The organism is Micromonospora sp. CPCC 205554 (genome assembly GCF_036902745.1).
Lineage (GTDB): Bacteria > Actinomycetota > Actinomycetes > Mycobacteriales > Micromonosporaceae > Micromonospora > Micromonospora tulbaghiae.
This window is the reverse complement of the sequence record NZ_JBAKHP010000012.1, coordinates 102,903-115,933: the sequence shown is the minus strand read 5'-3', so window position 1 is coordinate 115,933 and position 13,031 is coordinate 102,903. Positions and strand designations below refer to the sequence as shown.

Below are 13,031 nucleotides of genomic sequence, written 5' to 3'. Positions count from 1 at the left end.
GATGGCTAAGAGCGGTCTGGCCGCCCGGCTCTACCGGGGCGAGGCGGATCTCAACATCGTCGGGCGGCGCAAGCTGTGGTTCGGCGTGGCCGGCGTGCTCGTGCTGATCGCCGTGCTGAGCTTCGCGATCAGCGGCTTCAAGCTGGGCATCGAGTTCGCCGGTGGCAACTCCTTCCAGGTGCCGGCCAGCGTCGGCACGCTGGATCAGGCCGAGCGGACCGTGGACGAGGTGCTGGCCGACGAGGCGCCGGGTGTCGAGGTGGTCAGCGCGCAGAAGGTCGGCGGCACCAGCGGCGAGTTCTACGAGATGCGCACCGGCCAGCTCTCCGCCGAGCAGGCCAACGCGGCCAAGACCGCGATGGCGCAGGAGTTCGGCATCCCGGCCGACCAGATCAGCGGCAGCCAGGTCTCCGAGGCGTGGGGCAGCCAGGTCACCTCGCGCGCGCTGCTCGGTCTGGTGATCTTCATCGCCGTGGTGTCGATCTACCTGGTGCTGCGCTTCGAGTGGCGGATGGCGGTCGCCGCAATCGCCTCGCTGCTGACCAACCTGGCCCTGACCGCCGGCATCTACTCGCTGGTCGGCTTCGAGGTCACCCCGTCGACGATCATCGGCTTCCTCACGATCCTGGGCTTCGCGCTCTACGACGTGGTGGTGGTCTTCGACAAGGTGCAGGAGAACACGCGCGGCATCACCGCGAACAACAACACGACCTACGGCGAGGCGTCCAACCTGGCGCTCAACCAGAGCCTCATGCGGTCGCTGAACACCTCGGTGGTGGCGCTGCTGCCGGTCGGCGGCCTGCTCTTCATCGGCGCCGGCCTGCTCGGCGCGGGCACACTGAAGGACCTCGGCCTGGTGCTGTTCGTCGGTATGGCGGTGGCGTTCCTGACCTCGATCCTGCTGGCCACGCCGCTGCTGGTGCTGCTGAAGAACATGGACCCGCGGATCAGCGCGCACAACAAGCGGGTGCTGTCCCGCCGGGCCGCGCTCGCCCGGGGCGAGATCACGCCGAAGGGCCCGCGTACCGCCGCGCCGGCCGCCGACGCGCCGATCGACCCCGAGGTGGCCGCGCTGGCCGGCGCCGCACCCAAGGTGGGCGCCCGGCCCGCGGGCAAGCGCCCCAGCGGCGCCCGCGGCGGCCGTCCCGCCGGGGGCGGCGGCAACCGCCCCGGCGGCAAGCGCCGCTGACCGCAGGGCCGGACGGAATCGGTCCGACGGCGTCCGTCATGCTGTTGTCACGGCATGACGGACGCCGTCGTCGTTTCGAGAGGACATGGGACGCACCGTGACGGAGACCCACACCGCAGGGGTACGCGGAGACAGCGGCCCGGAGGTCGCCCGGCTCGTCGCCAGCCGGCTGCTGGACGTGCCGGACTTCCCCAAGCCGGGTGTCGTGTTCAAGGACCTGATGCCGCTGTTCGCCGACGGTGAGGCGTTCCGGGCGGTGATCGACGGCATCATCGCGTACCACGGGCGGGACTCGTTCGACACTGTCGCCGGCATCGAGGCGCGCGGGTTCGTGCTGGCGGCGGCGGTCGCGTACGCCACCGGCGTCGGCGTGGTGCCGGTGCGCAAGGCCGGCAAGCTGCCCCGGGCCACCCACTCGGCCTCCTACGCGCTGGAGTACGGCGAGGCGACGCTGGAGGTGCACCAGGACGCCTTCACCGCGGGCCACCGGGTGCTGGTGCTCGACGACGTGCTCGCCACCGGCGGGACCGCCGAGGCCACGCTCGACCTGGTGGAACGGGCCGGCGGGACGGTGGCCGGGTTCACCGTGCTGCTGGAGCTGGGTTTCCTGGAGGGCCGTAAGCGGCTGGCCCAGCGCCCGGTCCATGCCCTGTTGACCGTTTGACCAGGCCGACCCGTCGGGCCGGTCGGCGCCGACCGTCCGGGGGAGCGGTGGCGTACCCTGCGTACGGGTAGCATTGCCCTCTGCCCGGCCCGGCCGAGATCTCCGGGGCGGCGAAGGCGCCGGGGCCCGGCCCCGGCGACCGCGTGGAACAACACCGGCCCCCCGGCCGGTTGAACCAGACGTCGGCCGGACGGCCGGCGCATCCCGGCGAGCGGTGAGGAGGCCGGTGTCCCACGATGTCGTCCCTCCGGTGGAGGGCACGGTGCACCCGACAGGCGACGCGGACGGCTCGGTGACCGAGCGCAGCGGCAACCCGCCGGCCCGGGCGACCGGCGCCACCGGCGGCGCGTCCGACGCGACGGCCGACGGCGGGGCGGTCGTGGTGCCGTTCCCGACCGAGGGTTCCACCGAATCCACGCCCGGCGGCGGTTTCGCCCTCTCCAACGCGCCCACCGGCCGTCGGGTACGCGCCCGGCTGGCCCGGTTCAACGCGCCCTGGCAGACCTCGCAGGTCAGCGAGGTGCTGGAGCCGCTGATCGCGACGCACCGGGAGAACCATCCCAAGGCCGACGCGCGGCTGCTCCAGCGCGCCTTCGACACGGCCGCGCGGTGGCACTCGGGGCAGTACCGCAAGTCCGGCGACCCCTACATCACGCACCCGCTCGCGGTGGCGACCATCCTGGCGAACCTGGGCATGGACACCACCACCCTGGTCGCGGCGCTGCTGCACGACACCATCGAGGACACGGAGTACACGCTCGACCAGATGCGCGCCGACTTCGGCGGTGAGGTCGCGCTGCTCGTCGACGGCGTCACGAAGCTCGACAAGGTCAAGCTCGGCGACGCGGCCAAGGCCGAGACCATCCGCAAGATGGTCGTGGCGATGGCGAAGGACCCCCGGGTCCTGGTGATCAAGCTGGCCGACCGGCTGCACAACATGCGGACCCTGACCTTCCTGCCCCGCCCGAAGCAGGAGCAGAAGGCCAAGGAGACGCTGGAGATCCTGGCCCCGCTGGCGCACCGCCTCGGTATGAACACGATCAAGTGGGAGCTGGAGGATCTCGCCTTCGGCACGCTGTTCCCGAAGCGCTTCGAGGAGATCAACCGGCTGATCGGGGAGCACCAGCCGCAGCGCGAGGCGCTGCTGCGCCAGGTGACCCAGAAGGTGTCCACCGACCTGAAGGCCGCCAAGATCAAGGCGGAGACGACCGGGCGGCCGAAGCACCTCTACTCGATCTACCAGAAGATGATCGTGCGGGGGCGCGACTTCAACGACATCTACGACCTGGTCGGCGTGCGGATCCTGGTCGACACGGTGCGTGACTGCTACGCGGCGCTGGGGGTCATCCACGCCAACTGGCAGCCGGTGCCGGGCCGGTTCAAGGACTACATCGCCATGCCCAAGTTCAATATGTACCAGTCGTTGCACACGACTGTCATCGGGCCCACCGGCAAGCCGGTGGAGATGCAGATCCGCACGTACGCGATGCACCGCACGGCCGAGTTCGGCATCGCCGCGCACTGGAAGTACAAGGAGCACAAGGGCACCCCGGTGGTGGGCCCGCCGGCGCACATCGACGAGATGACCTGGCTGCGGCAGCTGCTGGACTGGCAGCGTGAGGCGGCCGACCCGAGCGAGTTCCTGGACGCGCTGCGGTTCGACCTGTCCAGCCAGGAGGTGTACGTCTTCACGCCCAAGGGCGACGTCATCCCGCTGCCGACCGGGTCGACGCCGGTGGACTTCGCGTACGCGGTGCACACCGAGGTCGGGCACAAGTGCATCGGCGCGCGGGTCAACGGCAAGCTGGTGCCGCTGGAATCGACGCTGTCCAACGGCGACGTGATCGAGATCTTCACGTCGAAGTCGGACACGGCCGGCCCCACGCAGGACTGGCTGGGCTTCGTGAAGAGCCCGCGTGCGCGTACGAAGATCCGCCAGTACTTCAACAAGGAGCGGCGCGAGGAGGCGATCGAGGCCGGCAAGGACGCGATCGTCAAGGCGATGCGCAAGCAGGGCATGCCGTTGCAGCGGATGCTCACCTCGGACGCGCTGATGGCGATCGCGCGGGACCTGCACCTCGCCGACGTGGCCTCGCTGTACGCGGCGGTCGGCGACAGCCAGGTCTCCGCGCAGTCGGTGGTGCAGAAGCTGATGGCGTCCTACGGCGGCGAGGAGGGCGCGGCGGAGGACATCGCCGAGACCGCCGTCGCCACCCGGCCGCCGCGCAGCCGGCAGAGCAGCGCCGACCCGGGCGTGGTGGTCCGCGGCGTCAGCGACGTCTGGATCAAGCTGGCCCGCTGCTGCACCCCAGTGCCGCCGGACTCGGTGTTCGGATTCGTCACCCGCTCCGGCGGGGTCAGCGTGCACCGGGACGACTGCGCCAACGCCGAGGACCTGCGCGCCCAGCCGGAGCGGGTGGTCGAGGTGAGCTGGAAGCTCACCTCCGCCTCCACGTTCCTGGTCGCCATCCAGGTCGAGGCGCTGGACCGGCACAAGCTGCTCGCCGACGTGACGCGGGTGCTGTCCGAGGAGCGGGTGAACATCCTCTCGGCGACCGTCACCACCACCCGCGACCGGGTGGCGGTCAGCCGGTTCAGCTTCGAGATGGCCGACCCGAAGCACCTCGGCCACCTGCTGGCCGCCGTACGGAAGGTCGACGGCGTGTTCGACGCGTACCGGGTCACCTCGGGGGCCTGAACCACCCACGCACGCGAAAGCGCCCGCCGGCTGCGATCAGCCGGCGGGCGCTTCGTCGTCGTGCGGGTGCGGTCAGCCGCCCTCGACCGGGCTCATCGTCACCTTGGTCATGGTGATCTCCTTCTTCGGGTGACCACCGCCGGCCTGCTTGGCGAACGCGCCGTCGTCACCGGCCGCGGCGACCTGCTTCACCACGTCCATGCCACCGGTTATGGTGCCCAGCACGGTGTAGTTCGGGTCGAGCGGCGAGTCGCCGTACACGATGAAGAACTGGCTGCCGGTGCTGCCCGGCTGGCCGGAGTTGGCCATCGCGATGACGCCCTCCGGGTACGGCGGGCGCTTGTCGGTGGGGAGGTTCTCCTCGGCCAGGTTGTACGACGGGCCGCCGGTGCCGTCGGTGTCCCGCCAGCCCTTCCCGGTGGCGCTCGGGTCGCCGCACTGGAGCACCTTGATGCCCTCGGTGACCAGCCGGTGGCACTTGGTGTTGTCGAAGAAGCCCTTGCCGGCCAGGTGCGTGAAGCTGCCGGCGGTGCAGGGCACCTTGGCGCGGTCGATCTTGGCGGTGATCGGGCCCAGGTTGGTGTCGATGGTCATCGTCTGGGTGCCCTTGCCGGACTGCTGGGCCGGCGGCAGGCCGACGTCCTTGATCTGCGCCGGACGGCCCTCCTTGGGCACCTCCGTGTACGCGCACTGGACGGCCCCGGCGGCGGTGGTGCCGCCCTGCTTCTCGTCGTCGTCGCCGAGCGCGGTGACGAGCCAGACCGTGCCGGCCACGACGAGCACCAGCACCGCCGCGGCCCCGACGATCGCCTGGGTCTGCCGGCGCTTGCGGGCCCGGCCGGCCCGCTCCGCCATCTCCCGCTCGAGCTTGGCCCGCGCCGCCGCGCGCTGGCGGTCTCTGGTGGACGTCACGGTCACTCCTCACCTGCTGCGTATGGGGTCGGCGCGCGCGCCGCCGGGTCACGTGTGGTCACCGGCGGCAGGCCGCCGGATCGGGTTGTCGGGTCAGCCCGCGCTGGCGCTGGGCGAGGGCGCGGGGCTTTCGGCCGGCGCCGCGCCGGGCTCGCCGACGGTGACGCTCTGGACCAGCACCTGCGTCTTCGGCTTGACCTTGGCACCGTTGCCATTGTCCACCGTCGGCATGGCGCCGATCTTCTCCACCACGTCGAGCCCGCCGGTGACCTTGCCGACCACCGAGTAGGCCGGCTTGGCCGGGCTGGCGTCCTTGAAGAAGATCAGAAACTGGCTGCCGTTGCTGCCGGGCGGGTTGCCGATCATGGCGACCGTGCCCTTCGGGTACGTCGGGGGCTGCCCGGGCGCCGGCGACGCCGACGGGCTCGGCTCCGGCGCGGTCGGGACGTTCTCGTCGTAGAACGAGTAGGTCGGGCCGCCGAGCCCGGTGCCGGTCGGGTCACCGCAGCGCAGCGCGCCCTCGGCGGTGATCTCGTGGCAGGTGGTGTTGTCGAAGAACGACCGGCCGGCCAGGTAGCTCAGGCTCGCCGCGCCGCACGGCGCGTCGGTCTGGTCCAGCTCGACGGTGATCGGCCCACCCTGGTTGGTGGTGATCGTCATCGGGCGGGTGCCCGAGGTCGGCAGGCCCGTGGTGGGCGGCTGGCCGACGTCCTTGAGGTTGGTGTTGACGGCGCCGTCCTCCGCGGTCCAGAGGCAGACGTCCTCGGCGGCCTTCTTCTCCGGCTCGGAGTCGAACGCGCCGAGTGCCCAGGCGGAGCCGGCCACGATCAGCACGAGCACCACCGCGGCGCCCACACCGGCCCGGATCTGCCGGCGGCGCTTCGCGGCCGCCGCCCGCCGGGCGAGCTGCCGGTCGAGCTTGGCGCGCGCCAGTTTGCGCTGCCGGTCCCTGCTGGAAGCCACGCGCGCTCCCCTTCCTCTGCCTGATCGCCGCCGGCGCCGGGCGCCGTCCGCCGTTCCGATCGGGGTGCGCCACGCCACACGCCCGCCAGAGTGTACGGGTAGCGACTGTGAAAGTGGTGTACGAGGTCCGGTCATCTCAGCCCGACCGGGGCGGACGGGGCCGGTGGCGGACGGAACTCGCTGGCCGCTACGACTAGGCTGCAAGCAGACGACGACGGACGGAAAGGGGAGCGACGTGCTCGTGGCCGGCTTTCCCGCGGACGCCTTCGGCACCAACTGCTACGTGGTGGCGACCGGGCCGGGGGAGCAGTGCGTGGTGGTCGACCCCGGCATCGGGGTGCTCGACCGGCTCGACGCCGTGCTCGCCGAGCACCGCCTGCACCCGGCCGCCGTGCTGCTCACCCACGGCCACCTGGACCACACCTTCTCCGTCGCCCCGGTCTGCGGCGCGCGGGGCATCCCCGCCTACGTCCACCCGGACGACCGGGAACTGCTGGCCGACCCGAGCAAGGCGCTGTCGACGGACCTGACCCAGCTGTTCGGCGGCCGGCTGCCGTACGCCGAGCCGGACGACGTGGCCGAGCTGACCGACGGCGCGACGCTGTCGCTGGCCGGGTTGGAGATCACCGTCGACCACGCCCCCGGCCATACCGGCGGGTCGGTGCTGTTCCGGTTGCCCGGCGCCGGCTCGCCCTGGGAGGCGGAGCAGATCTGCCTCTCCGGTGACGTGCTGTTCGCCGGCTCGATCGGCCGCACCGACCTGCCGGGCGGCAGCATGCCCCGGATGCTGTCCAGCCTGCGGGAGAAGGTGCTCCCGCTGGCCGACGACACGGTCGTCCTGCCCGGCCACGGCCCCGCGACCACGATCGGCCGCGAGCGCGCGACCAACCCGTACCTCGTCGAGGTGGCGGGCACCGGCGGCGCGCGCCCGGCCGCGCCCACCCGAGGCCTCTAGACCCTCACCCGCGCCCGCGCGGGTTCTCAAGGAGTTCGTGATGAGCAAGCCCACGCCCATTTCCGGCTTCCCGGAGTGGACCACCGCCCAGCGGATGATCGAGCAGTTCGTTCTCGATCGCATTCGCACCACGTTCGAGCTGTACGGCTTCGCGCCACTGGAGACCCGCTCGGTGGAGCCGCTGGATCAGTTGCTGCGGAAGGGGGATACCGCAAAGGAGGTCTACCTGCTGCGCCGGTTGCAGGCCGACACCGACGGCCCGGCCGGTGACGACGCGCTCGGCCTGCACTTCGACCTGACCGTGCCGTTCGCCCGCTACGTGCTGGAGAACGCGGGCAAGCTCCAGTTCCCGTTCCGCCGTTACCAGATCCAGAAGGTGTGGCGGGGTGAGCGCCCGCAGGAGGGCCGCTACCGGGAGTTCCTCCAGGCCGACATCGACATCGTCGACCGGGACACCCTGCCGGCCCACTACGAGGCGGAGATGCCGCTGGTCATCGGCGACGCGTTGCGGTCGCTGCCGATCCCGCCGGTGCGCATCCAGGTCAACAACCGCAAGATCTGCGAGGGCTTCTACCGGGGCATCGGGCTGACCGACGCCGAGGCGGCGCTGCGCGCCGTCGACAAGCTCGACAAGATCGGCCCGGCCGGGGTGACGGAGCTGCTGGCGAGCACCGCCGGGGCGAGCGAGGCGCAGGCCAAGGCCGTGCTGTCACTGGCCGAGATCTCCGCGCCGGACGCCTCCTTCGCCGACGCGGTGCGCGGCCTCGGGGTGAGCGACCCGCTGCTGGACGAGGGCGTCGCGGAGCTGACCGCCGTGGTGGAGACCGCCGCCGCGCACGCGCCCGGCCTCTGCGTGGCCGACCTGCGCATCGCGCGGGGCCTGGACTACTACACGGGTACGGTCTACGAGACGCAGATGATCGGCTACGAGCGGTTCGGCTCGATCTGTTCCGGCGGCCGGTACGACAACCTGGCCAGCTCGGGCAACGTCCGGTTCCCCGGGGTGGGCATCTCGATCGGCGTGACCCGGCTGCTCGGCCTGCTGTTCGGCGCCGAGGCGCTGTCGGTGTCCCGTTCGGTGCCGACCTGCGTGCTGGTGGCGGTCACCGCCGAGGAGGACCGGGCGGCCAGCGATGCGGTCGCGGCGGCGCTGCGGTCGCGGGGTGTGCCCACCGAGGTGTCCCCGTCGGCGGCCAAGTTCGGCAAGCAGATCCGGTACGCCGAGCGGCGCGGCATCCCGTACGTCTGGTTCCCCGGCGCGGACGGCGACGAGGTCAAGGACATCCGTTCCGGCGAGCAGGTGCCCGCCGCGGCGGGGGAGTGGACGCCGCCCCGGGCGGACCTGAAGCCGCTGGTCGGCCCGGCCGGCACTGGCGTCTGACGGCGTTTCGACCTACGGTGGCGTAAGTTACGCCACCGTAGGGAGAACGTCGTGACCGTGCTCAGCCAGACCGCTCTGCTCACCGAACTCGAGCCGGTGGTCGAGAAGAACCTCGACCGCCACCTGTCGCTGGCCAAGGAGTGGTTCCCGCACGAGTACGTGCCGTGGAGCGAGGGCCGCACGTTCGACGGTCCGCTGGGCGGCGAGGCGTGGTCGCCGGAGGACTCGACGCTGCCCGAGGTGGCCCGGACCGCGCTGATCGTCAACCTGCTCACCGAGGACAACCTGCCCTCGTACCACCACGAGATCGCCACCCTGTTCGGGCGCGACGGCGCGTGGGGCACCTGGGTGCACCGGTGGACCGCGGAGGAGGGGCGGCACGGCACGGCGATCCGCGACTACCTCACGGTGACCCGGGCGGTGGACCCGGTGGCGCTGGAGCGGGCCCGCATGGTGCACATGTCGGCCGGTTACCAGAACGCGCACGACCAGGAGATGCTGCACTCGCTGGCGTACGTGTCGTTCCAGGAGCTGGCCACCCGCATCTCGCACCGCAACACGGGCCGGGCCACCGGCGACCCGACGTGCGAGGCGCTGCTGGCCCGGGTCGCCGCGGACGAGAACCTGCACATGGTCTTCTACCGCAACCTGCTCGGCGCGGCCTTCGAGCTGGCGCCGTCGCAGGCGATGCGGGCGGTCGCCGACGTGCTGGCCGATTTCCAGATGCCGGGCGTGGGCATCGACGGCTTCGCCCGCAAGTCGGTGGCGATCGCGCTGGCCGGCATCTACGACCTGCGCCAGCACCGCGACGAGGTGGTGATGCCGGTGCTGCGCCAGTGGAACCTGTTCGAGGTGACCGGCCTGAACGCCGACGGCGAGACCGCCCGCGACCAGATCGCCGCCCACCTGGACACCCTGGAGACCCAGGCGTCCCGCTTCGAGGAGCGCCGCGCAGCCCGAGCCGCCCGCACCGCCGCCAAGGCCTGACTGACCCCGCCCTCCCTCTCGCGCCTCCCTCCCTCGCTCTCCCGCGCGATCTTGCACTTACGGCCCCCGCGAATGCCGCGAAACCGGCAGCGCGGGGGCCGTAACTGCAAGATCGCCGAGCACAAGGGGGCGGGTCAGGGGAGGGGGAAGATCAGGCAGGTCGAGGTGGCGTGGGCTACCAGGCGGTCGGCCGGGTCCGTGAGGCGGGCCTCGGCCAGGGCGGTACGGCGTCCCCGCTGCAGCACCGTGCCCTCGCAGCGCAGCAGACCGGTGTCGACGGTGACCGGGCGCAGGAACTTCACGCTGAGGTCCAGCGACGTGTAGCCGATCCCGGCCGGCAGCGTGGTGTGCACGGCGCACGCCGCGGCGGTGTCCAGCAGTGTGGAGATGACGCCGCCGTGCACGGTGCCGAGCGGGTTGTAGTGGAATTCCTGCGGCAGCAGCTCGACCGCGACGCGTCCCTCCTCGGCCTCCATCCGGGACATGTCGACGAGGTGCATGATCGGCGGCGCGGCCAGCTCGCCGGCGATCATCGCCTGCATCAGCTCCAGGCCGCTGCGCCGGCCCAGGTGCGCGGCGCCGGCCGCCGGGTCGGACCAGGTGAACGTGCGGGTGCGCTCCTGCGTCTGTGTCATGGACTCAGCCTTGCAGCGCGTTGCTGAGTCTGTCAATCAGACCTAGCCTGGTCGGCATGAGACCCGCGGCACTGGACTGGTCGGTGGAGAACTGCACCATCGCCCGCGCGATGGAGATCCTCGGTGAACGGTGGACCCTCGTCGTGCTGTGCGAGGTCTTCAACGGCGTCCGCCGCTTCGACGACATGCGGGTGCGGACCGGCATCCCGCGCCAGGTGCTGACCAACCGGCTCGCCATGCTCGTCGAGCGCGGCGTGCTGCGCCGGGAGCCGTACCGCGAGCCGGGCAGCCGGCCGCGCCACGAGTACCGGCTCACCGAGATGGGGCTGGACCTCTGGCCGGTGCTGGTCGCGGTGCTCGGGTGGGGTGACCGCTACCTGGCCGACCCGGAGGGCTCGCCGCTGAGCGTCGCGCACCGCGACTGCGGCGCCGAGGTCCGGGTCGCGTTGCGCTGCGCCGACGGGCACGAGGTCACCGAGGCGCGCGACGTTCTGCCTCGCCCGGGCCCGGGAGCCCACCGCCGTACGCCCTGAACCGCTCTGACAGATGGTGTCGATGTTGTTGCTCCGGCGTTACATCGAGCGCTGGTGCGAATCCGGGCAAAGCCATGTCTTGCTTACGATCTTAAATGTGTGAATACTTTGGGCACCCGGGCGGTTTCCCCAGGTCGCCCGGGTTGTCCTCGGGCGCGCCCCCATGACAGCGCCCGTTCACCCCCATTCGGAGGTTGTTACATGCGACCCACGAGGTCCACGCTCCGCCGCGCCGCCGCAGTCGCCGTCGCCGGCACCCTGGTCACCGGCTCGCTGCTCGGCGCACCCGCGCAGGCCGCCCCCACGGCCCTCTCGCCGGACGCCGCCGCCACCCTCGTCGAGAAGCTCGGCGCCCGCGCGGCCGGCACGTACGCCGACGCCAGCGGCAAGATGGTCGTCACGGTGACCGACACCGCCACCGCCCGTCAGGTGCGCGCCGCCGGCGCCATCCCGAAGATCGTGGCGCGCGGCGCGGACAAGCTCAACGCCGCCACCAGCGAGCTGGAGCGCTCCGCCAAGATCCCGGGCACCGCCTGGTGGACCGACCCGGCCACGAACCAGGTCGTCGTCTCCGTCGACAGCACCATCACCGGCGCCAAGCTGGAGCGGGTCAAGGCCGCCGCCGCCCGCCACAACGGCGCGATCCGCATCGAGGCCGAGGCCGGCGTGCTGAGCACCCGGATCTCCGGCGGCCAGGCGATCTACGCCGGCGGCGGGGGCCGCTGCTCGCTCGGGTTCAACGTCCGCAGCGGCTCGACCTACTACTTCCTCACCGCGGGCCACTGCACCAACATCTCGTCGAGCTGGTACAGCAACTCCGCGCAGACCAGCCTGCTCGGCACCCGGACCGGCACCAGCTTCCCGGGCAACGACTACGGCATCGTCCGGCACAGCAACTCGGCCAACGCGGCCGGCAACGTCTCGCTGTACAACGGCAGCTTCCAGGACATCACCTCGGCCGGCAACGCGTACGTCGGCCAGTCCGTCCGTCGTTCCGGCAGCACCACCGGCCTGCGCAGCGGCAGCGTCACCGCCCTCAACGCGACCGTGAACTACGCCGAGGGCAGCGTCTCCGGCCTCATCCGCACCAACGTCTGCGCCGAGCCGGGCGACAGCGGCGGCTCGCTGTTCGCCGGCACCGTCGCGCTCGGCCTCACCTCCGGTGGTAGCGGCAACTGCCGCACCGGCGGCACCACCTACTTCCAGCCGGTCACCGAGGCGCTCAGCCGCTACGGCGTGAGCGTCTTCTGATCCGCATGATCCACGCACCGTGGTGAACGGGCCGCCGGGTCACCGGCGGCCCGTTCCGCGTACCCGGTCAGGTGCCCGCTCCGAGGCGGCCCGGACCGACCGGCGGGCCGTCCGGCCGGGGCGGCTCCGACGGCCGGGCCGTCCAGTGCCGGTGGGCGCGCCGCGCGGACAGCACCGCCGCCAGCGGCCAGAGCGTCACCGCGAGGGCTGCCACCCGCTCGGCCAGCCCGGTCCGGGAGCCGCCCGTCACCTCCGCCACCGACCAGCCGAACAACGCCAGCAGCACCGCCGTCACGGCCAGCGCCACCGGCCGGCGGAACGCCCACGGCGGCCGGCCCGCCGGGGAGGCGGCCACCGCACGCGGCACCCTGCGGGGCAGGCGCAACGCCGTGCCGGCCGGCCACAGCGCCAGCGCGAGCACCGCCACCGTGGCCACCACCCCGTGCGCCGGGGAACCGCCGACCTGCGGCCGGGGGAACACGATGAGCGCGACGGTGGCCACCCCGCCGACCGCGAGCAGGAAGCGGCTGGGCAGCCCGGCGGCGTGCAGCGCGGCGGCGGTGGCGCAGTAGCAGCAGCCGAGCAGCACCAGCGCGCCGCCCATCAGCCACGGATCGGTGGCGCCCTCACCGGCCAGCTCGCTGATCGTGTCCCGCACCGGGTCGTACCCCGGCCCCTGGCGGGCGCCCGCCACCGTCCAGCCCGCGACCAGCAGCGCGGGCGCGGCAGCCGCGGTGACCACGGCCCAGCTCGGTACGGCACGCACCCGGCCACGGTAGACCGCCGGACCCGGCCCGCACGGCGCTTTCGCCACCGTCGGGGCGGACCGGCTCGACGGGTGCCGGGGAGCGGGCCCGCCCGCC

The 13,031-nt window shown here is 72.3% G+C and carries 12 protein-coding genes; 8 read left to right on the top strand and 4 right to left on the bottom strand.

The features are described from left to right. Position 1: 1 nt before the first annotated feature. The 3 genes from secF (at position 2) to V6U82_RS17995 (ending at position 4,551) form a co-directional block, all read left to right on the top strand. Entirely contained in the window at positions 2-1,189 is a 1,188-nt protein-coding gene (secF, locus tag V6U82_RS18005) for a protein translocase subunit SecF (RefSeq protein WP_334462646.1), read from the top strand. 97 nt (positions 1,190-1,286) lie between these two features. Then, entirely contained in the window at positions 1,287-1,853 is a 567-nt protein-coding gene (locus V6U82_RS18000; protein ID WP_128137386.1) for an adenine phosphoribosyltransferase, read from the top strand. Between the two features lie 250 nt (positions 1,854-2,103). Further along, complete coding sequence (locus tag V6U82_RS17995; RefSeq protein ID WP_334462726.1) at positions 2,104-4,551, top strand: RelA/SpoT family protein; 2,448 nt, start codon at positions 2,104-2,106, stop codon at positions 4,549-4,551. 72 nt (positions 4,552-4,623) lie between these two features. Here the strand turns inward: V6U82_RS17995 and V6U82_RS17990 are convergent, their stop codons facing one another. Both V6U82_RS17990 and V6U82_RS17985 read right to left on the bottom strand, forming a co-directional pair. Then, positions 4,624-5,463 carry a peptidylprolyl isomerase gene (locus V6U82_RS17990; RefSeq protein WP_334462643.1) on the bottom strand — a complete coding sequence of 280 codons (840 nt, stop codon included), beginning with the start codon at positions 5,461-5,463 and terminating at the stop codon, positions 4,624-4,626. Between the two features lie 93 nt (positions 5,464-5,556). Then, complete coding sequence (locus V6U82_RS17985; RefSeq protein WP_334462641.1) at positions 5,557-6,426, bottom strand: peptidylprolyl isomerase; 870 nt, start codon at positions 6,424-6,426, stop codon at positions 5,557-5,559. A 235-nt stretch (positions 6,427-6,661) separates the two neighbouring features. Here V6U82_RS17985 and V6U82_RS17980 point away from each other — a divergent pair, with 235 nt between their 5' ends. From V6U82_RS17980 to V6U82_RS17970, 3 genes are read left to right on the top strand one after another with little or no spacing between them, the layout of a single operon-like run. Then, positions 6,662-7,381 carry an MBL fold metallo-hydrolase gene (locus tag V6U82_RS17980; protein ID WP_128137384.1) on the top strand — a complete coding sequence of 240 codons (720 nt, stop codon included), beginning with the start codon at positions 6,662-6,664 and terminating at the stop codon, positions 7,379-7,381. Positions 7,382-7,421: 40 nt separating this feature from the next. Then, entirely contained in the window at positions 7,422-8,762 is a 1,341-nt protein-coding gene (hisS, locus tag V6U82_RS17975; protein ID WP_334462638.1) for a histidine--tRNA ligase, read from the top strand. A gap of 51 nt (positions 8,763-8,813) precedes the next feature. Next, entirely contained in the window at positions 8,814-9,749 is a 936-nt protein-coding gene (locus V6U82_RS17970; RefSeq protein WP_334462636.1) for an acyl-ACP desaturase, read from the top strand. Between the two features lie 134 nt (positions 9,750-9,883). Here the strand turns inward: V6U82_RS17970 and V6U82_RS17965 are convergent, their stop codons facing one another. Next, on the bottom strand, positions 9,884-10,384 hold the full coding sequence (locus V6U82_RS17965) for a PaaI family thioesterase (RefSeq protein ID WP_334462635.1): 501 nt from the start codon (positions 10,382-10,384) through the stop codon (positions 9,884-9,886). A 56-nt stretch (positions 10,385-10,440) separates the two neighbouring features. On the opposite strand from V6U82_RS17965, the gene V6U82_RS17960 reads away from it, so the two are divergent. Both V6U82_RS17960 and V6U82_RS17955 read left to right on the top strand, forming a co-directional pair. Then, positions 10,441-10,917: a winged helix-turn-helix transcriptional regulator gene (locus V6U82_RS17960; protein WP_334462632.1), complete on the top strand. Its 477-nt coding sequence runs from the start codon at positions 10,441-10,443 to the stop codon at positions 10,915-10,917. 201 nt (positions 10,918-11,118) lie between these two features. After that, on the top strand, positions 11,119-12,168 hold the full coding sequence (locus tag V6U82_RS17955) for a S1 family peptidase (protein ID WP_334462629.1): 1,050 nt from the start codon (positions 11,119-11,121) through the stop codon (positions 12,166-12,168). Between the two features lie 67 nt (positions 12,169-12,235). Here the strand turns inward: V6U82_RS17955 and V6U82_RS17950 are convergent, their stop codons facing one another. Next, on the bottom strand, positions 12,236-12,934 hold the full coding sequence (locus V6U82_RS17950; protein WP_334462627.1) for a DUF998 domain-containing protein: 699 nt from the start codon (positions 12,932-12,934) through the stop codon (positions 12,236-12,238). Positions 12,935-13,031 lie beyond the last annotated feature (97 nt).